The following is a 23418-nucleotide window of genomic DNA, read 5'->3' as shown; positions in this document are numbered from 1 at the left end:
ATGTTAATAGCTTATTTGGGTAATGCCCCATGATAACGCGTTACTAATAACACGTCGCTATCGCGCTGGCCTAACTAGGCACGAATATGCATCATCCCCGACTTTGCCAAAGGCTGGGTCAAAGACAGGCCTAAAAACTGGGGCTAAGCACAGGCACGGCGACCGCCGCACCACTTAAGGCGCCGACCAGTCTGGCTCCAGATCGCGCCACCGCCCCACCCACGACAGGGAGCAGCGCATCATCGGCTTGGGTGATCCCCGTAGGCAACACATCATCGAGTACCAGCACCGCAGCGGCTAAAACCCCAGCGATGACAATACCGGTATCCACTAAGGGATTGCTGTCTTGTCGGTCTTTTTCTTGCTGCCACGCCTCTTCAAGTTCAGAATGGGGCGCCGCTATGGGTTTAGGCTGAGTTGTGGGCTGCTTTTTATCATCGCAACCACACTTACTCGGGGTCATCTCGGTAAGTTTATCATCACCTGTCATCACATCTTTACCGGCAATCTCTTTATAGGCTTTTTCTTGTCCTATCCCCCATTTATCGCCGGGAAACTTAATCTCCACCACTTGCTTAATGTTATTTTGACTGGGCACTTGGTTAGCAGCATTAGTGATAACCACATCGGGAATGCGTAAATCCCCTTTCGAATAGGTCTCGATGTCATTTTGGCTGAGCATTTTTTTTACTCGATTGAACCTATGGCCAAAATTACTGATAGGCGCTGTAGTATCTTCACCTTTTTTATCTTTTATCATCAAGGGGCTAGGCGGACTCGCTTTCATATAATAGCCCACTTCAGAGTGAATACTTTGGCCTTGACCACTGGCACGTAGCCAATCTAAGCCTTTATTGACGCAGGCTTGCTTGAGTTCCACCTTGACGGTTTTACCTTTAACCACTCGCTCTGACATATCTGGAGACTTGTTACATACACAAACAAAAGAGCATAAAATAGCCAGCTCCTCATTTGGCCCACCGGGACAAGTACTGCAACTTGCACTGTTCATTACACGTATCCTTGTTGTATTAGTGGCGCCTGCACTGTGTCCATTTGCATGGCGTCAGCGTCGACTATCATCCAACTATGGGTATGGTATTGCTCGCGCACTTGTTGATGATAAGCTTGGGTGTCGTAAAAGCGCTTTAAGGCATGCTGCAGTGGAAGAAAACTCATGGAAGCCATAAATTTAGGATGTTGGTAAAATTCACTCCCAATGAGAAAGCGCAGTAAGGAAAATTGCTCTTTAGCACGAACCGAGCCTTTAGGTGCGACTTTAGCAGCTAATTGTATACCTCTATCAAGACTAATTATCGTTGCGCCATGGGATAAAGCTTGGCATTTTTCGGGTGCTAATTTATATAGCTCTACCGCTAACTCAGTTAATCTAGTTTGATAAAAAAGATGATTAATAGCTTCGACTTGTTCAGGATCCATATGAAACCAAGGAGCTGAAGGTAACAGATTATCAAGGCTGACATATTGTTGTGTCTGAGTCATAACATTTTCAATCAGGGTTTGATTAATCATTTGTTGCACAAACTCGGCGCTGCTAACTTGCTGCAGGTAAATAGCCAGACATGGCCCCAATAATTTGGCGCTATCTTCATTATCAAAGCTTGGATGACAGAGCATCAACTTGAGTATTTTAGGCTCATAAAAGCGCAATAAAGTTTCACTGTTACCTGGCAAATACACGCTCATCCAAGCTTGCCAATGCTCAAGTAACGGCGTTAATGCTAATGGGCTAATGCATAAAAAACCCCAATCTGGCGTATCATTCTGTAAAGCACTCTGCAATAACGCATCACCAAATCCCCCTTCAATGACTTGAATAACCAAAGGCGATAAGTCATTGAGGTAACTCATGGGCGTATCATGATATAAATATTGCCACTGCTCTGGATATTGGTGCGCGAGTACATGCCAATTCGACCAAAAATTTGCATCTTTTGCGACGTCAAATACTAAGTAAAGCTGGGATGACAAGGAAGCTGATTGTGTTAACAAATCCATTAAACTTGCCTCTTTAGCCAGATTGACTTGCTGTAAATCTGCGGCTAATCCATCCAACGACTGCTTAGGTTTTCGCTTTAACATAGGTAGTTTCTATTCTTTGTCATTACCCGCTCCCTTTATTGTTTAGCTGCGGCTTCACACATAGGTACAAATGCTTTTCCTTGAGTTGCGGCTTGGGTTAACGCCTCACGCTGTGCTGTAGTTTCAAGGAAAGACTTTTGCCATTCCATGGCCAGCGGCTCAAGCATAGGAGTAAACTGCGCGAATGGAGCATGAGATTTCGCCGCACCTTCAGCGCATTTATGATCTTTTGATTGATAAGGGGTGTCGCCAATTAACACATCACCGGAGCCAGCCTCGACATTGCCGCCACAGTCGATAGCATCGCCCACTCGCGCCGCGGCTTTACCATTGATAGATACTGTCGATGAGCCAGCGGCAATACTGCGCCCATGAACGCCATGGGGCATGTTAGGGCAAGGACACATATGCAATAGTACTGTATCGCCTTGACGGGCAGCGGGCATGCCATTAATACTGACATCGCCACTGCCTGCCATAATGGGGGTCGCAGGCATACAGCCATGACCGGCTGCACTGTCACCAAGTCTGGCTGCTTTAGGCATCATGACTCCTTGTCTTTATTACATTGTTAGCCATTATCTCATCAACTTCCTTTAGCGCTTATCTGCCGGATCGGGCAAGGTCGGCTTACTCGGCTCTTCAGGCGTGACGCTTTGCGGCGCACTGCCTTGACCCGCTGAGCCACCTTCGTTGATTTTGACCTTGCTGCCTGAAATGGTTACCCCACCTGAGTCTATGGTAATAAAGCCACCTGGCCCTTTAATGGTTAAAGCGGTTCCCGCTTCCAGCACAATATTACTGGCCTTTAAATAACTGTCTTTATTGACCACCATTTTATGATCGCCGCCGATGGTTTTCTCCTCAGAGGCACCAATGCTCATGCTATGGCTACCATCGACTTGGGTGACCATCCCGCCCCCTATGATACGCTTTAAGCTGGCGGTCACTTTTTGGAACAGGTTTTTACCTACCGCTTGATGCTTATCACCGCGTATTTCTTCGATGCGATCTTTGCCCACTGTGCTGTGCTTGGTTTGTTTAACCAAGGAAAACTGATCGTTTTCAACACTTAAGTGATGATCAAAACCGGTATTTTCACGGCGATTATTACCCACTATGATGTCGAGATCTTTCTGACCATGGACAAAAATCTGCTCGCGGCTAGCCTCATCTTCAAACCTTAATTCGTTAAAGCCTTCGCCTTTATGGCTTTGGGTCTTTAATACCGTGCGGGTTTTATGATTGGGCAATATATAAGGCGTGGTATTAGTCGCATGAAACGTGCGTCCCGTAATAATCGGCTGATCGGGATCCCCTTCAAGAAAGCTAACAATCACTTGATGGCCAATGCGCGGAATGGCCATCATGCCATACTGCGCCCCCGCCCAACCTTGGCTTACTTGCACCCAGCAACTGGCTTGGTCGTCATGTTGGCCTTCACGATCCCAAGGAAACTGCACCTTGACGCGACCAAATTCATCACAAAAAATCTCTTCCCCTTTTGGCCCCACCACCGTCGCCTTTTGCGGCCCAGTGACAAGTGGCTTCACTTTGGGTTTTGCCTGCCACGCATTATTCGCGGGGATCGCTTCGAATTCATTAGTATAACGAGTCGGCTTTGCGGTATTAGCTTCTTCGGCTGCTGCGCCTTGCTCACCGTTATGGGTGACTTTGGTTAATACCCAATCACGATTGAAGGCTTTATCACTGTGCTCGACTAAAGCAAACTTAGCACCCGAGATCGCCTGCATGATATTACTGTGGCCTGTAGCCAACTGGGTGTGACGGCGTAAATACTCTTGCCGTACTTGGGTGATAGGCTTGCCTGTAGTATCGTCTTTATAACGCCCAGGGTAATCAAAGTGCTCATAATCTTGTCGCTGAAACGCTAATTGTTTACCCGTACTGCTTTGCAAGAAACTGTATTCGGGCTTTTTAAAGCTCTGATCTTTTAGCGTAACGATAGCGGGCTTGATTTGATGTTGGTAGCTGAACTGACGTACAAACGGTAATTCGGCCGCACCGCCACTTAAGGCGTTATAAGGAAAAGGCTTAGCTAATGGACTGAGCTTAGTGGTGCTGTCACAAAATATCAGTGTGTGCTTGTCTTCGCTGTGCTCAAAATAATAAAACAGGCCAACTTCGGCGGCTAAACGGCTGACAAATTCAAAATCCGTTTCACTGTACTGCACGCAATATTCACGCACCTCGGATTCAAAACGGGGATCACAGGTAAAAGCGTGATCGCTAATCCCCATCTCATTCAGTAAGGTCGAAATGATGGCCAGCACATTTTGCTGTTGGAATATGCGGCTATTTTTTCGTAATTTTAGCCGTGATAAAGCTGGCACTAAGGTAATGTGATATTGAGTATGTTGATGACCAGTATCAGCTTTACTGAACTGACTCACTACGCCATGTACGTGACGCTCAACGCTGTCACCTTGGCTCCAACTCATTAATCCCGCTTGATCGACAATGGCTTCGGGCGTCAAATTATCTAGCCGACTTAATAGCGTCAGTTTGACTTCAAATGGTCGTGATAAGCGTTCAACAAATGTAAAATCCAGTACATTAAAACTGGTTTCATCTAAACCTTGGGCCTTAAAGTGAAACCGTAATCCGGAGCCTAACAGCGCCATACCAATATCCTTATTTCAAATAAAGCCAATATTCATTTTTGTATGTATACATGAGTAAAAGCAGGGGTTAAAAAGCTTAATTAAATTGTCTAACCTTTGATTTTTCTCGCATCGTTTTTAATGAAATGTGCCATTTTTCACCTGTAAATATGGCAATAACAGCGGTGCACTAAAGGCGTTGATAGCGATGAGTGCGCCGCGTTAATCATTAACATTGAGTACTGCTCAAGTACAAGCTCAAGCAGTTATCAAATGCTTATGCTTCGATCGGCTTACGCCAATCATCAGCACCTGAAGTACCTGAGATCAAGTGATCGAAATTAATTTTACGATATGACATTGATACTGTGATCAATTGAGTGAAATCCGCTTTAGCTGGATTTTGGCAATGAGGCATGTGACATTGGATATCAACAATAGTGGCGCCTTCAAGCTTAGTGCTGAAGTAATGCTCTTGCTTACCTTCAATTGAAGTGCGGTACCATTTAAGCTCAACTTCAGTGATTTTCTCACCGGTTGCCAATGAGTTGTACATCAAAGGTACAGCTTTGTTCAAGGCCACGGTAAATTTAAATGGCTTGTGAACGCGTTGACCTGAAGGCATACCTGATTGAGGGTCAGTAGGCACAGTCACGATGTGATCAAACTCTTGAACCATCATCTCATCTTCATGACCTTCAACAAAAATATCACCCACAGAATCAGCGGTAAATGCACCTTCAGTGATATGACCCTGAGTTTCGCCTTTGATTGAGATATAACATGGTGTTGGCATAGCAATTCCTTTTATTAACTATTATTTAACGATGCACATTATTGTTATCGTGTGGCGCAACATAAAGCAAACACCATGCCAAACCGTAAACCATTGAAAAACAAGACTATAAAAAATAATGAATATTAGCTGGGCCATATTTGGCCCAGAGCTGAGCAAGATCTTGCCCAGCGGGCAATAAATGGCCCAGCTTTTTTATGGAAAATTCACTAAGGGTTGGTAATTTGGTTAAAAGTCAAGATGTAAATATGAATAAAAAGCGCTTCTCACAAAAAATGAGAAGCGCTTAAACTACCTATGCGGCAGTATGATGCATTAACATAAACATCGAAACGATTGTTTTTATTTTCAACTGCCTATTCGGCAGGTCACCCTTGGGAAGCAGCAAAGCAAATTTTTTCAGGCTTTTCAGCTGCCTATACGGCAGGTCACTATTTTACGGTGCAAATTCCTTTTGGTCAGCTCTTTTCAGCTGCCTATTCGGCAGGTCACTCTATTTTACGCAAATAAGCAAACTTTTTCTCTCTTTTCAGCTGCCTATTCGGCAGGTCACACAGCCATGGTGTTTTCAAGCGATTCACGGTTCTTTTCAGCTGCCTATTCGGCAGGTCACCGATAGTGATAGCGTCTAATGTTTGTGCGGCTCTTTTCAGCTGCCTATTCGGCAGGTCACTCATTTGGGCACACCGAAACAAACCCCTGACGCTTTTCAGCTGCCTATTCGGCAGGTCACTCACCCCTGTAGCATTTGCAAGTGACGGGCTTCTTTTCAGCTGCCTATTCGGCAGGTCACTATAAACATTAAAGACTTTCATCTTCAATTTCAATCATTAATCTGGACATTAACTATTTACCCTATTTTTTAACCAATGTTTTATATAACTAATAAAACAATGGGTTACAAACATATTAAAAAATAGGGTCAACAGGGCGGATATAAGTTTGATAGATCTGGAACTGTCCCTCCCAGCAGCTGGTTTGTCGCTAAACCGTATTGATTAAACTCAGCCTCTGCTCGTAACTCGATGCTTTCTTTTTGAACGTGCAAAAGAAAGTCTTGATCTGTACTCTTACTACCCAGAGCTACACAATGAAATATACCCACTTCTCTTGGCTCACTGTTCTTTTCTGGATTAAACACCTCTCCCCTTGATATGGCACGCTTTTCGAGTCGTTTCAAACGTCTTCTCGTTTCGCTAACAAACAGCTTGGCAATACCTTGATTACGCTTAAATCTCACCTCACCACAATCTTCAGGAACCTGCTCAACCTGGCCAATTTGAAAATAACCGTATTCTTGCATATCGTGAAAATAGCCTTGCTGTTTGAGATCATTTAAAACGGCGGGATCGGTATGAACAAAGGCAATAACATCGCCAATTGACGCATCACTCCAAGCAGGAAAACTCACACCAAGGCCTTGAATATTATGCTTGCAAATATAACCATGCATAATTGAAATACAGCGCCCAGTCAGTAGCGACAAATTTGCTTCTTTTGGTACAAATCGCACCATAAAAAAATACCTTTGCATGCTAAACCTTCTCTGTCGTTTTTGCGTTGTTTTTAGCTTCTGCCTTTTTCTGGAACATGCCGCCTTTTATCAAGACAGCAAAGAGATAGTAGATATTTGGGCTTATTGATAACTCAGAATTTACAATCTGTCGCTTAAGCTCATCAAGATAGCGCTCAGCATTAACAAACAAGGAGTAAAAACTTTGAGCAGATTCTGGCGAGCGACGCGCGATACCTAACTCTTTATCAGCACCATATTCGTGCACTCGCAAGCACTTAGTCGCGCCATCATCCCACCAGTCATCGATCGATTGCAATGCTGCACCGATTTTTACCGAGTTAAAACTCACCGCATAACGCCCATCGATACACTTTACTTTGGCAAATTGTTTTGAGGCCTCACCTTGCGCTGCTTTTTCACCAAAAGTTTGGCTTGGATAGATCTCTTGGCAAAATGCCGTTTCAATTTTAGCGGTGAACTCAGCATGCCAAAATACACTAGGATCGGTTAATGCTTTATGCAGCTCTTGGCTTAACTCGTCTAACACCTGTTGGGCATCAGCAGGCCAACAACTCCCCCAAGCAAGTTGTCGGGTATTGGCGATTTGATAGTTATTTCCTAAGCTGGTTTTGATCTCAATTTGAGTATTCCCCGTGTTTTGGTTACGCGATAACCAAGTCCCTAATAACAGATTTTTACAATATCGTTTTGCTAACTCTTGATAACCGGCGCACTCATTAAATGCAGTTGCTAGCTCTTCAAGCAAAGCAAAGACTTCAGGGTTACTACAACCCGAAGGCTTAAGTGAATTCGCTTGCACTCTCAATGAGAAACGACAATAGATATGTTCGACATTGGGCGGAACGTAACACTCCTCAAGGATAAGGGGATTACAATGAGCTAAATCTTGAGGGGCTAAATTTTTAGGCTTGAATTGAGGCGTGAAGGCTTCGGTAAAGCCAGCTTTTTGACCACGAATTCGATTAATTTCAGCTTCGAGAGGGACAAAGTCATTCCCATCGGTTTTATAAAAGAAAACAGCCTTACCAGGGTACAAGGAGCGGTCATACTTTAAAATATTACATAACTTCATAAAGGTTCCTTAAATCCGCTTCATCAGCATTGAAGTCTCTTTAATGTCGAGCATCCAAAACGCTCGTCTGAAAAAATGACTCATCCCTTGTAACCTTATCTCAATAGCAGTAGCACACTCAACCACGCCTATCACAGGTTCGGCATAACAATGTAATGGCTCTAACGAATGCTCTCTGCTTTGGGGAACTCCTAACAACTGATAGCCTGACATTAGCGGACACAATGAAGTGTTGTGCTTAAGCAATAGCAACAATTCACTCAAACTACTTATGGTATACCTACTTGGCATAATCCATTTGCCAGACACAGGAAGCCGTCTTAGCTTAGCGTAAAGCGCAGCTTCACTATGATAAAGCTCACACCATTCATCCACTGAGCCTAACTCAGGAGGATGCATCACCCCACCGGCAAAATTTGCTGGAAAGCTCGCCTTTATGACATCAGAGTGATGATCTAATGTTTCTAAATCTTGTTCATAGCCATCAATATGAACCACGAGATCAAACACTAAATCGCAATGTCGATTATCTATTATCCCAGCCCGTCTAAATTGATTTTCCTGTTGCCCTTGCATGCCAAATTCAGGCAATTTTTTACCCGCAACAGCCGAGTATTGACTAATAAACCATGCAAAAGAGGTCATGCGTAACTGAGTGCCTAGCCTTTCGTTCAATCTACGCTGATAGTTATGCATCATGCCCCAAACAGCGGTTAATGAAGGTATACCGACACAATAAGGGTTAGATAATGCTTGGGCATCAAATACACGAATATCTTTCAAATACAGGTAACGCTGCTGAAATTCTTGATCAATATCTACTGTCAAAGTATCTGATTCATGTAAAAGCTTGCTTAACAGCCATTGCAAACTGCTTTTAAGCGGCTTTATTAATTGATGGTGAAAGGCATAGTTACTGGTAGTTGCTGAATACGACATCACCGAATTTAACAAGCTAAGTAGAGGTACAAGTAAATCAGATAGTTGCACATCCTCAAACGTTAAAAACTGATACTCTAACGTGTCAGATATTCCCTCTAACTCTGTCGGTGATAACTTACTTTCCTTAACCGCTAAACGCCAATGCAGAAGCGGCGCCAACCACTCAGCCAAACTTGCTCTTATCTGTTTATGGCACGCTAACTTCTGCTGTCTACGCTGCTTTAACGCTAATGCTAAGCCACTAAACAACAGGCCTTCGAGCGCCTTTGTAAATCTAGACTGTGATAATACCCTTTGATTTAATATTGTTTGCCCCGCTTGCACTTTAGATAAGTAAGAATCCTGTAGTCCGTGTGTTTTTTTATCAATACGGGGTGGATAATTTAACGCTTTAACATTGCCGCCAAGAGAGGCTGCTAACTCGCTAACAGCTGCTGGACGGGTAAACTCAATGTTAGTGTATCGACCATTCTTTTTTATTGCAGCTTGCTGAATTTCTGCTTGAAGTGCATGACTGACGACAGGCGTTATCGACACATAAGTGTTACGGTATGGCATGCGAACTTGAGCAGAATATTTATCGACATTTTGAGGGCTATCCTCTGCAGGTAAACACGCTTGCACCCTGCCGCACAAATTTACAAAATGCTTTACGTTCATGCCCAGAGCTTGAAAAGCCACTTGCCACTCTTTAGGTAATTTTGGCAATAACGTCGCAAGACAATAGCTTTGGTTTTGCCACATAAACTGACAACTAAACAACTTAGATAGATTCACTTTGGCGCTGTCATGAGACCAACCTAAGGCTAATTCACAATTAGCGCTACTCAATACATGTGGATGTAAAACAGGGGTGGGAGCGAGTAATCTTTGCTTACTCACGCGTATATCTGGATATTTTAGATTGTGTGTATGCAACCATGACACCTCAGCAATACAGGCATCAATATGAGTATCATTATTGAGCGTTGTTTTTGCCAGTCGCTTATCAAGCAGATCATCAACCCGTTTTCTCGGATACGTCAGGTTAAGCAGAATAATTAATGCAGACAGCTCATATCCAGTCACATCTAACGGCTCGATATAGGCGGTAAAAGCTCGCCTTAAAGCCAGATCACGCACTTGAATATCTTCTATCTCTAATAAAAGGTTTATATGCGGTTTATCTACCATGCTGATAAGTACATCCCATGTCTATTTACCCCAAAACTCGCTTGGTACTCGACGACTTGCCTTAAATAAAAAACACCAATATGCGGATCGATCCGCTGTTGCATTTTTTGGCGCGGTGCCGAGGTTAACACTCCATCTTGATAAAGCCGATACACTTGCTCATGGGTGGTTGATAACAACACTGAAGTTTCAGCTACGCTGACAAGCATATCGGCCACATTAGGCTTGTTTGATTTAGGATGTAACTCGACTAATTTATGCAGATAGTCCATCAAAGCGGTATAGATAAAATGAGGTACCGTATCCTCAGGGCGTAAACACTGAGAATAGATAATTAACTCACCGTAAATAAACCTAAACGAAGTGCGATTAAACAAGTCAATCAACTTCAGCTCAGCCGTAGACGTTAACTCATCTAACTCTCGATAAAAATTTTCTGGCCACGCTGCAAAATAGTTAACAGAATCATTCGCCATACATTCTGTATTTGGCGCATCACGCTTCTGATACCAAAGCAAAGCGGCCAATCGATGAGTAACAGAAGTGCCCAAAAAAAGAAGAGGGTTATTAGATAAAGCGTCACCTTCAAACAAACTACGTGGCAGCACACAAGCGTGACTCTTGGCTTTCACACTCGAGGCTGTCGCAAACTCAAAACCACAAGTGCAATAAGTGATCGACTCATTCTCGATATAGTTGATAGGAGTATCACATTCAGGGCAATGATGCAGCAATTCACACTCATGCTTAGCGCACGCCTCAACAGGCCTAATATGCCAAGCTTGCCGAATATAAGGCTCATCTTGCAAACACTGAGGACAAATAGGCACACTCTCAACCCCATCTTCTCCTCCGTAGCGAATAAAACTCAACGGAATATCGACACCATTACGGTGCACTGCCGATAGACTTCCCAAAAACCTTCTATTAGATCTTAGTAAGGCCAGTTTTTGTAATTCATAGTTTGGCAAATCAAGTAGGGATTCTAGCAAGCCTAATGCCCGCATTCTAAAGTGACTGTTGTGCTGAGCATGATAAACATTGAGACGTTTTAACTCGATAGGAAAAGCCCCGTGGGCTTCAAAATCTAACTCATGCAGCTCCTCACGAATCGCTAAACTCAGCTGCTGATAGGAGTCAAAGAAATTCTCCGCCACGACGCGCAGTACGTAACTCTCAAGTGACTCATCACTGAATGCACGAACTTTAGGAGAAAAAAGAAAAGCCATAACCACCAAAAAACTAAGGAATTCTTAGTTAAAAGATAACGATTATTTATACTCAAGGCAAGAAAAACTCTTGCCAACCATTTAAAGTTGGACCTTTAAATGGTTAGTACCTCAGAATACAAAATTGCGACATTACCATAGCATTACAACGTTTATCCTAATTTTGCCCAAATAATTTAAGTACCAAGGTTAACTGTCGAGCTTGCTGTAACCATAACTGCAATCTTTGTTTTCACTTCAGTATAAATATCAACATCTACTTCTGGTACTGATAGTGAAATAATCAGTGCATATCTAGCCTTTGAGTCCCAACGCTGATGAGATGGTCGAGTCCTCCACCAACCATTAGCTGGAAAAATTGCAATTTTTCCACGATCAGCAAGTTCTGCAGCGCTACCTTTCCAAATATCTTTATGAATAGAGCCTTTATGACGATTAGCTGCCCCTAACGTCCAATTGGAGTCACTTGGCGAATCATCTGCTTTATCACCTTCGGCAGCGGCATTAATTCGCCTCTCAAAATCGAACTCTGATTCTTCAGGCCGTTTTACATCAAAACGTAGTTGATGACTAGCATAACTATACTTATTCAAAGTATTGCGACTAGACGGATTAGGTTCAACGAAATAAGAAAGTGTAATAGTCAGTTCAACATTGGCTTCAGCAATTGCTTGTAAAGCCTCTCTAGGCCATGGTAAATCAAGTAAATGCATGTCCTTTGTTTTAATTGAACCATTTGATTTATGGAAGGGTTGAAGCTCGTCCTGTATAACTAATGAAAGAGAATTGTTCGCAGTTTTAATGGCCTTTTCTAAATTTGGGACCCCAAAGCCAACCATCCGAGTCAACTTGCTCATATCCCCCTTTTTGATATTCTTATCTGAACGTTTTGCTGAAATTATAGAGTACATTTCATCGGTCCATTCAGCGGAATGAACTGTTAACGCTCGGATCGTTTCAGGCCATAAATTTGAATATTCAGCCTTTACTTGAGCAGTAAAACGAGCAGCAAGTGCAGTAGCGGCACTAGTTGCATTACTGGTTTGGAAGTTTCTTTGCGAAAAGTCATGATGAGTTGTTAGTAAATGAAAATCAAAAATATCGTCTCGGTAATCATGTTCACCTTTTCCAATATTTCCACCTTCGAAAACCACCTCAGGCTTAATCGGTGCGTTTTTCCTATCCCAAACAATAGAGGTTGTACTGTGAGGAGATAGACCACCCACATTAGCCAGTGGGTAGTAATCGCTAGATTCAGAAATAATTACTTTGTTCGTGTATGCTCCCACACTAATTACATTCCACGCTTGAGCTGGATCGTGCATATCCTGAGCTTGATTAAAGTCAGGATATGGAAATTGCTCAGGAGTGAAACAATTAAACGATGTGTTCCCTGCACAAATGGTAAATAAACGTGGGTTTTCACCTTCGCCTAAGTAATCTACAGCTAACGAGTCCAGCGAACTAGACCAAGAAGATGGTCGACCTCTATTTGTTTCAGTATTGGCTGACAGCGACATTGAAAATGTACGGTCTCGACCAGGATTAGCAATCTCTGCGATCGAAATAGCATCAGAGGTTACTCTTCCTAAAGGCTTATCTTTATTATCACCATTTTGAGCAATAACTCTTACCGACTCTAACTTGTGATTAATGGTCTCTCTTAAATCAGAACCAAGGATATCAGTTAAATCTCCCCACATAGCAAGACCAGCTATTCCAGTCCCATGACCTTGGGTATCTATAGCAACTCTATCATCAGTAATAGTTAACTGATCATTGGTTCCTGCAAAGGGAGATAACAATGGATGCTCAACATTAACACCACTATCTAAAATACAAATGTAAGGTTCGCTGCCACTGTTCGGTTGATCTAAGCGAGATAACAAATCTTGTGACCATTGCTCTTGTTCTTCATTATCTGTGGAATCAAAAAAGTCAGTAGTAACTTTAGGAGCCCTAATTTCAGCAACCCGACTTAACAGCAATGTACTATTAGCTAATTGATTTTGGGTCGCATTAACTTGAATCACTGTATGCTCAGGAAATCGTAGTTTATGTGGTGACACAACAATCTCAAGATCGTCTGCGATTAAAGTAAAATCGGAAATAATTTTTCCATAATTATTTGTTGATTCTCTGCTTTTTTTCGGGGTAGATATCCACACTTCCCACCATACTATCTCGTCTTTATCATCAGGTAAAAATGAATCATCATCAGACCAAATAGCAGCGAAAGCAGCAGTACGAATAGATTGTATAGTATTAAATAAGTTTTTATGTTTTTTCTGAGATAGGTATGCTTCTATTTTTTTCTCAAATTCATTCAACTTGCCATCAGGAACAAAAACCGTCGCAATATTCTTTGTAAGTTCACCATCCTTAATAACTTTAATATTATGGAGGTCAATACCATGCGTAGCATTAGCAAGGCTTTCAAATGCAAGATCAATATCTGGAAAACTTTCAAATTCAACCTGAATACCAACCCCCATTTGCAATGCAATATCAGCAGCAGAATTTTTCAGTGCACTCAGTTGAGTTGTAACAGTTGCAAGGTCGCCTCGTAATTTTCCACTATGTACCTGACAATCTTGTTCAGGAATAGGAACTGGAAGAATACGCCGACTAGGGGTCGTAAAATTCTGAGATGTGGCAATTGAGTTAAGGAAGAAGTGGGGTTTATTAAAAGCGTTATTCGCCATTAAGTTTCCTTATTAAATGGTGAAATGCTGGCTAATGCTTTTCCTATCTTCAATCGCTTGTTGCAGCATAGAGATAGTAATCGATTTATAGTCATGAATTAACATTTCTTTAATTGCGTCATTAGCAGCAAGAGTAATTTCAGCATTACTTAAGCCATCAGACATTAGAACTAATTTTTTCCATGAGAAATTTTTAGCAACGTAAGAATGTAGGCGGGATTTAAATAATGAAACGATTTCATCTTCAGATGGTAATTCGTAACGAACCACATCATCAAATCTTCTAAACAATGCATGATCAAGTGCTTCAAGATGGTTAGTAGCACAAACAATTACGCTATTTGAATCATCTTGTTCAATCATTTGTAAAAAGCTATTTAAAATACGCCTAGCTTCACCTACATCATTATTTGAACCACGATGAGAACCTAACGCATCAAATTCATCAAAGAAATAAACGCCTCTAACATCTCGAATTGCATCAAATATTTGGCGTAATTTAGCGGATGATTCACCTAAATATTTTGTGATAACTGCGTCAAGACGAACTTCAAATAGAGGAAAGTTTAATTCTCCAGCAAGTACGGAAGCAGTAAATGTTTTACCTGTTCCCGGTTTTCCTGCTAAGAGTAATTTTTTTCTTGGTGATAAACCGTAATTTTTTAGCGTAGAAAAATGTTTTTGCTCTTTCACCAAACGTTCTAGCCTGTCTTTCACGTTTGAAGAGACAATAAGGTCATTAAATCGTAACTTTGGGTGACTTGTTGTTAATAGACCAGTAGAATCCTTAACGCTATTTGCTATAGATACAGGCAGATTATTAAGGCTCTTTTCTTTGGCTTTATCTACTAATTGTTTAAGCTCTTGAGCAAGCTTTCCATGCCCATTTCTTGCTTCATGAGCGGCAACCTGAAGTGCGATAGATAAAAACCTATCGTCATCTTTGTCTATGTGCGACTGCATCAATGCTTTAATTTGGGTTGAACTAGCCATGAAAATAAATGCTCGAGAGTAAAAGGTTTAACATTTAGTAGTATACCTTAAGGAACTTTTTTCTACTATTTACTTAAACGAAAATAACTCAAAATCGAATAAATAGCCCCCTCTACACTCACTCAGGACTAAGTTTGGTTATCTGTTCTAGCAAATCTTCCTTATCTTCATCACTCATCTTATCCAATAAACACAGCAATTCGGCTGTGCTTTGTGACTCACAGAAAAAATATGCCACAGGTACGCCTAACTCATCAGCCATCGCCTTTAGGGTTGCATAATCAGGGGTATGCTTACCTTTTTCATACTGATTCATACGGGCACTCGCAGAGCCAACTTCCATGCCTAGCTGAATGCCCAGTTGCTTTTGGCTAATCCCCTTAGCTGTTCTTGCTTGCTTAAGCCTAAAAGGGAGTGGGTTGATAAATTTATTTGCCACAAGTTCAACATAGTCGGTTCCTAGTAACTCAGATTGTCTTAGTTTTTTCACTTAAGGTATACTAAGGAATCCTTAGCTTTTTCTGTGTACTTGTCAAGTTATAAACTAAATGAGGCAAGTCTAACGAATAGGTGGGAGTGTTATAACCAAAATGAACGCACTAAAACGTCAAGGAGTGGCATATTAGATATTGAAATTATTAATAATTGGTAGATGTTGTGGTTGAATCAATGATACGTATAAATGAAGTACTGCTTAGTCTTTTAGCGAATAAAAGGCTTAAGCAATTTACGACTATTGAACTGAAAAAAAAGTTCATCAAGGCCGTCCCGCAAACCCAAAATAAAGAAGCAAGTCAATTAATCCACCGTACAATGAGGAAGTTATCCGATATTGGTTTTCTCGAAAAACACATAGCGGATAAAAAAACCTTCTATATTAAAACATCATCATTTGACGTTAATCGTTTGATAGCAACTCAGCCACGTAAATTAAGCGACCCGACACCTCTCAATAAGTCGCCTCAATTACAGAAACTCAAGGCCACGCTTAATCAGTACCAAATCGATTTACTTGGTCGTATTGGTGAAGCAGAAGAATTTAAAAGGCTTTTTGACGAGTATGCTAATGCTAAAGCCCTGCTCTATCCGCATTATATGCATGCTCGTAATCAAAGCTCGACCTTAGTGGGTAACATTAGAGCAATAGAAACCTACATCAACGCTCTTGAAGGTTAATACTGATGCAGTTAAGACTATGGCAACAACTATGTGTTAAACAAGCGCTGAGTGTTTACCAGTCGCAAAGTCACTTTATGTGTTTAGCGACGCCTGGCGCAGGTAAAACCGTGATGGCCGCAGAGCTTGCTGCAAGGTTAATCGACTTAGGTAAAATTGATTTTATACTTTGCTTCTCGCCTTCGTCTGAAGTCAACGAAAGCATTAAATCTACGTTTTCTCAACGTCTCAACAAACGATTTGATGGCCTCATGGGCGCTATAGGGAGTGTATATACTTATCAATTTATGCCTTCGCTAACCGAAGCATTTTGGCAATTATTAAAAACACATAAAGTGCTCGTTATCATGGATGAAGTTCATCATCTCAAAGGCAATACGCTCAACAATACTAATGCTTGGGGAGAGGAAGTACTGCTCAACATTCAATATAGAGCAACCTATACACTGGCGCTTTCTGGTACACCTTGGCGCTCTGATGCGGCGCCAATTGTGCTATCTCGATTTACAGAGCCAGACAATACGATTCACTGCGATTTCAGCTATGGATTAAAACAAGCCATCACCGACAAAGTTTGTCGCCAGCCTAATATCGTTTTAATTGATAACAACAAAATTAAGCTAGAATCGGAGCAAGATTCTGAGACATTCTCATCTATCGCAGCGCTTCTGTTAGACTCAAAATTCAATTATCAGGCACTCATTAACCATCAACAAATCATGCTCTATATGTTGAGACAAGGTGTTAAAAAACTCGCACAAATCCGTCAAGAAAATCCAAAAGCTGGCGGGTTAATTGTTGCATCGTCAATCAAACATGCGAAGCGATTACATCAAATAATTGTCTCTGAACTCAAGCAAACGGCCTGTATTGTGACTTCTAATTTAAAACACCCTTCACGCATTATTGATGTCTTTCGACAAAATAATACTGAGTGGATTGTGAGTGTAGGCATGATTTCTGAAGGTACAGATATTCCTAGATTACAGGTTTGCTGTCACTTGAGTCGAATAAAGACAGAAATGCATTATCGTCAGGTATTGGGACGAGTATTACGTGTTGATTCAGATAACACTCAGCAAGCTTGGTTATTTACTTTAGCGGAAAGAAAATTAACAGAGTTTGCTCATCGTATCGATCAAGATCTGCCAGAAGGTTCAGTGATTATTAAACAGACTGAGCAACAAGAGCTAACTTTAGAATGGCCACTGTCCCAACCAAATTCAGCAGTTCAAACAGATAACGATAATGAATTAAATTTATCACTGTCTGATTTTTCTTTACCTGATAACCTCCCCCATAATGAAGCTTCACTTGAGTCAGATATTAATGAAGAAAACCGCTACAATTTAGCATTACTCGGTGTGTATAAAGAAAAAATCGTGAACATGTTTGATGCTCACTTACCGAGTAATTGAGCTAAGGTACTCGGGGCTGAAAACTCACGAGCAATCAACATATCTTCAGGAGTCATTGCATTGGGATTATATCGTGATGGCTTAACAACTTCTGAAATAAGGACCTTATCTAGCGGCTCAAGAAAAGGATTTAAAAAAACGGGAAAAGTATCACTATCCTGATCCTCATAAAGTTTTTTATAAGTCTGAGCTAAATGCTTAATATCAAGACTTTGGTCACCATTAACCATTACAAGTTTTAATGTCTCTGATAGTAAGTGACTTAATGCCCTATTTTCACCTCGGCATGCAGCAAACAATGGTATCGCAATATGTTTATCTTCAAGCTTTGGCGGCTCATCAAAGGGCATATATTTGGCTAAGCCCATTAAATACTGGCGATAGTATTTGCTGTCTTTTTGAAGACTGAAGTATTCAAGCTTTCTTCTTCGAATTAAGCGAGATGCCCACTGTGGTTCTTCAGCGATCTGTTCAGTCCAAGGCATGCCAACTAAGATAATTGGAACTCTTGCTTCTTCGCTGATGTATTTTAATTCATTAGCTATTGTTTGACGTTCTTTAGGTGTTTTAAACTCTATTAACTCTTGAAATTCATTGAAAATAAGTAATTCAACATTCGCTCGAATTAAATTTTTAACCAATTGAGTTTTCAAATCTATTTTATAATTCGGCCCTTTTCGTTGTTGACTGCCAAATGATTCCAAATCAGTTAACATCTGCCTCAGGGTCGCATCAAGACCTTTATGACTTGAGATCCGGGTAACTAATACCGGCATAGAAGTACGACTATATGTTTGACTAGCTAGCACTCGTTTTTTATAATTGTTAATCAGATGGCTTTTACCCACTCCAGTGTCCCCAGTTAACAACATGCACTGTTGGTCAGATTGAAAGTTTCGATTTAACCTTAAATCATCAAAATCATTAAAAATGGTCTGAGCACAAGGGTGTATGACAAAACAATCACTAAAACTGCGCAATAGAGCCATCTGATGAGCCGTTAAAATATTCATTCAAACCCCTCTATATCTTCATCCCAATTTTCGAGGATATTGCTGATGCCCAACTCTGGTTTTTTGGTAATTACTGAGTGGGTGTCACTTTTCTCCAACTTAATAGTACCCTGACCCGTATTACTAATATCAGCGAGTTGGGCTTGCTTCTTAACTCCAGATAGCTTGGCTTTCGCTTTGAATTCATTAAAGAGTTCTTGTTCTTGATTTACTCGATCATAAATGGCCATTCGAGCTTTAGCTAAACCTAGGCTATCTTTACCCTCTCTTACTATTTCACGGTTTATTTTCTTTATCACTTTATGCTCATGCAGACTCAACCCTTTGGTATATCTGCCATCATCAGTGCAAGGGACTTTGAGATAGCCGCCTAACTCTTGTAGGTAAACATGAATACTCGAGAGATCATCAGGGTCAATCTTAATGAGCTTTTTTATCGAATCTTTCGTTTGTGGGTAACGTTTACGATAATCAGCCAATGCCCTAGAGTCATACATTAACTCTTCGTATTTAAAACCATTTCGAGTTAATGTTCTTTCATCTGAAATCCCCATGAGAACGCTGAAGTGTTCTTCCTCCTCCAAACTCATTTGCAACGGTGGGTAGACATCAAAACCATGCTGCCATTGCTTTATTGGAATACGCGTGTCACGAGAATCTGAGTCCTGATGATAAATATCGACAATCCAACGATGAAACTCTTCAACAAAAACTGAAAAACGCATGATGGCATCTTTTTCAGGTTTATAATCTTCTTTTTCTAAAATATTTGAAAATGTTTTCCCTGGGAGTTCCGTTAAAAAATATTGGTTAATCATCCCAAAAAATCGCTCAACGAATGGTTTTAACCATGGCTTGCGAACGGGGTTATATTGGACATTTATTCCAGATTCTAAACAAGCATGGTCTAAGCTTTTAGACCAAAACTCTGCACCATTATCCACAACCAAGGTTTCGAACTTTCCATAACAAGGCCAGTCATGCTGAAGCGCTATTCCCATAGTATCTAGCGATTTAGGTTTTATTGCATGTACTATCGCTTTAGCCGCTGAGACATAAGAGGGGGCTTTGTAGCTCAAATGAAAACCTAAAACACAGTTGCTAAAAACATCAACAATTAAGGTCAGGTAAGGTCTTCCTAGGGGGATCAATAACTCATCATCAAGTAAAATTAAATCAAGCGGGGTATGATCGATTTCAACCCGCTCTAAAATTCTTGTTGGGGGGATATGAGATGAACAATATGCAAACCACTGATCTGCTTTGAACTTACCATGTCTGGCAACTGCTATTGGGTAAGGTGGCAGTGACTTTATTCTTTGATTAAAAGCTGTATAAGAGATAATAGAAATTTTTCCATCGACGATAGTTTCATTTTCAATGGTAATTGCATCTTTATAGTACTGGTATGCAGTGGTGACTTTAGGCCTTTTAGCATCTAAAAAACGCTTAAGTGCTTGTTCAAAGAAAACCTCATCACCTTTAACACGATTTTTTCGATTGCCCATTTTGTGCCGCTTAACAACCAATGAAACAAGATCGCCATTGCTTTCAATATAACTCTTGCGCCAACGCACCACAGTACGCCAATTGGGACGTTTTTCAATATTCTTAGCAAACAGTTTATCGAGTATGGGATCTAGTTTTTTTTGCGTCCAGCCACCTGTATTTTCAAGCTCTATAACACTTATAAGTTTGTACTTATCAAGAGCTTTATCTTTCAAAAAATCGGGAAAAGTATCAAGATCACGTTTAACTAACCCTGTATCATCTAACTTAGCGTATTGAACGCGAGTGTCTGGTTTTTTTACAACGGTAGACTCAGTAAACTCATCTTTAAAATCCATCATACATGACACCATACAGTTGGATTAGAGGTAAGGTCGTCTTGAGCCAAATCAGCTTTTAGTAACCCTTTATTAATTAGAGAATAGAGAAAAGAGCGTGCTTCACCCATTGTCAGCGCATATTCACCTGCAACATCCTCAAGCAGGATCTTTCCTGATTTTTTAATCAGCTGTAGCAACTCACGCTGAATATCACTGACCCCATAGACACCTGAATATCTATGCAGTAATTTCAGATTATTAAGAATGGGATTTATCCGAATTTGTTTTTCAGTTACCAGAATAAGCTCAATGCCAAGCACTTGAGCAGCCTGTTTTTTGGCTACGAACTTTGCTTTAAAAGCAGGATCAAATGTTTTACTGTAAGGTTTGTATTCATGAAATTTTGTCATCCCATCAATATAATGAAGTATCACATCCGGTGTATAAGGTAATTGTTTACCCTCAAAATTATAGTGAAACCCTTCAGGCTGACTGCCAAAGCTTGTGATAGTGTCATTATACTCATGATGAAAACATGCATCGAACTCCAGCGAACTCTCGCACATTATCGTTTCACCCACTTTTGCGCTAGCAAATTTGAATATATTTTTATTCGGTGAAGGCTTACGTAAGCTTCTAATATACATCGTAAAACTCAAACAACTGAAGTCGATTCAGTCTACAGTTGTTTGAGTTTTTGTCAAATTTGTCACACTATGCTTATATTTACCAATAAACAACTGATTACTATCATAATAATTTATGTTATATAATTACAAAAATCATTTTTATGACAAAGTATGCTTTAAATTTGTCAGACTATGGTTATATTATGTCAATGTATGCTTTCAGCGACATCAGAAAAAATTGATAAACAGTAAGATAAAAAGTTAGCTGGTCATTGCTGCTTTCACATAGACATCGAAACGATTTTTCTTGGTAGCGATGACCATAGAAGGTTTTACACCGTCTAAATCTTCTGCATAATCGGGTCTTTTGACCACAACGCGCTTACTAGCAAGCTGCATCGCAGGCTTAAGTAGACCATCGGCATCGAGATCGGCGCCGACTAACGACTGAAACACGCGCATTTCTTTTTTGACTAATGCTGACTTTTCTCGGTGAGGATACATAGGATCGAGATACACCACATCAATGTCTTCACTGAGTAACGCCACCGATCCCAAGCTTGAACCATGAACTAGCCGCATACGCTCTTGCATCCACTGACCAATATCTTCGCTTTCATAGGCTCGTCTCAAACCATCTTCAAGTAATGCTGCAACAACGGGATGACGTTCAACCATGATAACCTTGCAACCTAAACTTGCGAGGACAAATGCATCACGTCCAAGCCCCGCAGTACCATCAACAACGGTGGGATTAACACCTTGCTTTAAGCCAACCGCTTTGGCTATCGACTGGCCACGCCCGCCACCAAATTTGCGGCGATGGGCCACAGCTCCCGCCACAAAATCGACACTGATCCCTTTGAGCTTAGGTTCATCTCGTTTATTTAATACCAGACAGTTATGTTCAAATACCAGTTCAAAAAGGGCATTTTGGTCAAAACTGAGTCCCCACCTTTGGCAGATAGCCTCTAATGAAGGGTATTGCGCATTAAAGTAGATACCAAAACTGGCTGTTGCGTGTTTAAGTTGGGTCACAATAACTCGAAGTGGCGTGATTATGCGGCCTATTATGCCAAAAGCACCGTCTAGGTGATATATTTTAAAGAGTTTGAGTTATAATCCGTTCAATTAGGCACTATTTGCCACACTAACGATATCCAATTAACCTCGTTAAGCTAATGCTGTTATCCATCAAGGATATCAGCCTTATGGCTATACCGACCACCTTTAGGGATCCCCATGCTGAGTTATCGCCACGGCTATCATGCTGGCAATTATGCCGATGTGTTAAAGCACTCTGTTTTATTACAAGTACTTAAGTTAATGCATAAAAAACCAACGCCCTTTGCTTATATTGATACCCATGCTGGCGCTGGCGGTTATGCCCTAGGCGATGAATTTGCTCAAAAAACGGGGGAATATTTAGAGGGCGTTGCTAAATTGTGGGGCAAAGAAGATCTCCCTGAGCCCTTGTCTGAGTATATAGCCGATGTGACTCACTTCAATCAAGGTAAATCTGAGCTGACTTTCTATCCAGGTTCTCCGGCTTTTGTCGACATGAACCGATATGAAAAAGAACGCATGGTATTGCATGAGCTTCATCGTGCCGATCACGCCCTACTGGAAGAGCAATTTACTGGCGACAGATATATTCGCACCGTTAAAGACGATGGCTTAACAGGATTGATCGCCGCGGTACCACCTCGTGAACGACGCGGTGTTATCTTAGTCGACCCAAGCTATGAAATAAAAACCGATTACCAAGATGTGCCAAACGCGATAATTAAGGCGCATAAAAAGTTTTCAACTGGTGTATATATGCTTTGGTATCCGGTCGTTAATCGCGCACAAACAGAAGGTATGCTAAAACTGCTTGCCAAAAGTGGTATTAAAAATCAGCTGCGTATCGAACAGGCTGTCCGCGCCGATAGCGATGAGTTTGGTATGACCGCTGCGGGTCTGTGGATTATTAATCCTCCTTGGCAACTCGATGAAAAAGCCAGTGAGATACTGGAATATTTGTCACCGTTATTAAATCAAGGTGGCGGCAAGATAACCATTAAGCAAGAAGTCGCTGAATAAAATATCGGTTTATTAACTCACCTGAACTCGGGATGGTGAGTGTCAGATATGTTTAATAGCTCATTTAAAATCAATGACTTAAAGCCCGCCTAAT

Annotated in this window: 19 protein-coding genes and 1 CRISPR repeat array; of the genes, 3 read left to right on the top strand and 16 right to left on the bottom strand. The window is 41.2% G+C overall.

Annotated elements, in window-relative coordinates; all coding sequences use genetic code 11:
- Positions 1–130 precede the first annotated feature (130 nt).
- The 12 genes from HQQ94_RS02715 to HQQ94_RS02660 form a co-directional block, all read right to left on the bottom strand.
- Positions 131–1012, bottom strand: coding sequence for a VRR-NUC domain-containing protein (locus tag HQQ94_RS02715; protein WP_173292970.1), 882 nt, complete (start codon positions 1010–1012; stop codon positions 131–133).
- Entirely contained in the window at positions 1012–2103 is a 1092-nt protein-coding gene (locus HQQ94_RS02710; RefSeq protein WP_173292969.1) for a DUF4123 domain-containing protein, read from the bottom strand. The genes HQQ94_RS02715 and HQQ94_RS02710 overlap by 1 nt, the downstream gene beginning before the upstream one ends.
- Positions 2104–2138: 35 nt before the next feature.
- Complete coding sequence (locus HQQ94_RS02705) at positions 2139–2651, bottom strand: PAAR domain-containing protein (protein ID WP_254303983.1); 513 nt, start codon at positions 2649–2651, stop codon at positions 2139–2141.
- Between the two features lie 48 nt (positions 2652–2699).
- On the bottom strand, positions 2700–4748 hold the full coding sequence (locus HQQ94_RS02700; protein WP_173292968.1) for a type VI secretion system Vgr family protein: 2049 nt from the start codon (positions 4746–4748) through the stop codon (positions 2700–2702).
- Positions 4749–5004: 256 nt separating this feature from the next.
- Positions 5005–5523, bottom strand: coding sequence for an Hcp family type VI secretion system effector (locus HQQ94_RS02695; RefSeq protein ID WP_173292967.1), 519 nt, complete (start codon positions 5521–5523; stop codon positions 5005–5007).
- A 343-nt stretch (positions 5524–5866) separates the two neighbouring features.
- Positions 5867–6316: direct repeats of the CRISPR family, unit length 28 nt; unit sequence CTTTTCAGCTGCCTATTCGGCAGGTCAC.
- A gap of 129 nt (positions 6317–6445) precedes the next feature.
- A complete protein-coding gene (gene cas6f / locus HQQ94_RS02690) occupies positions 6446–7057 on the bottom strand; it encodes a type I-F CRISPR-associated endoribonuclease Cas6/Csy4 (RefSeq protein ID WP_173292966.1) in 612 nt (203 codons plus the stop codon).
- Between the two features lies 1 nt (position 7058).
- Positions 7059–8132 (bottom strand): type I-F CRISPR-associated protein Csy3, encoded by a 1074-nt coding sequence (csy3, locus tag HQQ94_RS02685; protein WP_173292965.1) that lies wholly within the window; start codon positions 8130–8132, stop codon positions 7059–7061.
- Positions 8133–8141: 9 nt separating this feature from the next.
- Entirely contained in the window at positions 8142–10247 is a 2106-nt protein-coding gene (locus tag HQQ94_RS02680; protein ID WP_173292964.1) for a type I-F CRISPR-associated protein Csy2, read from the bottom strand.
- On the bottom strand, positions 10241–11476 hold the full coding sequence (locus tag HQQ94_RS02675) for a TniQ family protein (protein ID WP_173292963.1): 1236 nt from the start codon (positions 11474–11476) through the stop codon (positions 10241–10243). Before HQQ94_RS02675 ends, HQQ94_RS02680 begins: the two co-directional genes overlap by 7 nt.
- A 176-nt stretch (positions 11477–11652) precedes the next feature.
- Entirely contained in the window at positions 11653–14181 is a 2529-nt protein-coding gene (locus tag HQQ94_RS02670) for a S8 family peptidase (protein ID WP_173292962.1), read from the bottom strand.
- Between the two features lie 12 nt (positions 14182–14193).
- Positions 14194–15174 (bottom strand): AAA family ATPase, encoded by a 981-nt coding sequence (locus HQQ94_RS02665; protein WP_173292961.1) that lies wholly within the window; start codon positions 15172–15174, stop codon positions 14194–14196.
- 118 nt (positions 15175–15292) lie between these two features.
- Positions 15293–15613: a helix-turn-helix domain-containing protein gene (locus tag HQQ94_RS02660; protein ID WP_173296485.1), complete on the bottom strand. Its 321-nt coding sequence runs from the start codon at positions 15611–15613 to the stop codon at positions 15293–15295.
- A gap of 230 nt (positions 15614–15843) precedes the next feature.
- Here HQQ94_RS02660 and HQQ94_RS02655 point away from each other — a divergent pair, with 230 nt between their 5' ends.
- Both HQQ94_RS02655 and HQQ94_RS02650 read left to right on the top strand, forming a co-directional pair.
- Entirely contained in the window at positions 15844–16350 is a 507-nt protein-coding gene (locus HQQ94_RS02655) for a hypothetical protein (RefSeq protein ID WP_173292960.1), read from the top strand.
- Between the two features lie 5 nt (positions 16351–16355).
- Positions 16356–17768 carry a DEAD/DEAH box helicase gene (locus HQQ94_RS02650; RefSeq protein ID WP_173292959.1) on the top strand — a complete coding sequence of 471 codons (1413 nt, stop codon included), beginning with the start codon at positions 16356–16358 and terminating at the stop codon, positions 17766–17768.
- Here HQQ94_RS02650 and HQQ94_RS02645 read toward each other — a convergent pair.
- The 4 genes from HQQ94_RS02645 to HQQ94_RS02630 form a co-directional block, all read right to left on the bottom strand.
- Positions 17750–18781, bottom strand: coding sequence for a TniB family NTP-binding protein (locus HQQ94_RS02645; protein ID WP_173292958.1), 1032 nt, complete (start codon positions 18779–18781; stop codon positions 17750–17752). The genes HQQ94_RS02650 and HQQ94_RS02645 overlap by 19 nt on opposite strands.
- Complete coding sequence (locus HQQ94_RS02640; protein WP_173292957.1) at positions 18778–20631, bottom strand: Mu transposase C-terminal domain-containing protein; 1854 nt, start codon at positions 20629–20631, stop codon at positions 18778–18780. The genes HQQ94_RS02645 and HQQ94_RS02640 overlap by 4 nt, the downstream gene beginning before the upstream one ends.
- Complete coding sequence (locus tag HQQ94_RS02635) at positions 20628–21257, bottom strand: TnsA endonuclease N-terminal domain-containing protein (protein ID WP_173292956.1); 630 nt, start codon at positions 21255–21257, stop codon at positions 20628–20630. Before HQQ94_RS02635 ends, HQQ94_RS02640 begins: the two co-directional genes overlap by 4 nt.
- Positions 21258–21500: 243 nt before the next feature.
- Positions 21501–22277 carry a class I SAM-dependent methyltransferase gene (locus HQQ94_RS02630; protein WP_173292955.1) on the bottom strand — a complete coding sequence of 259 codons (777 nt, stop codon included), beginning with the start codon at positions 22275–22277 and terminating at the stop codon, positions 21501–21503.
- Positions 22278–22481: 204 nt separating this feature from the next.
- Here HQQ94_RS02630 and HQQ94_RS02625 point away from each other — a divergent pair, with 204 nt between their 5' ends.
- Positions 22482–23324, top strand: a complete 843-nt coding sequence (locus tag HQQ94_RS02625) for a 23S rRNA (adenine(2030)-N(6))-methyltransferase RlmJ (protein ID WP_173292954.1) — start codon at positions 22482–22484, stop codon at positions 23322–23324.
- Positions 23325–23418 lie beyond the last annotated feature (94 nt).

The organism is Shewanella sp. VB17 (genome assembly GCF_013248905.1).
GTDB lineage: Bacteria > Pseudomonadota > Gammaproteobacteria > Enterobacterales > Shewanellaceae > Shewanella.
Note: the sequence above shows the minus strand (reverse complement) of the source record. Positions and strands in the feature narration are given on the sequence as shown.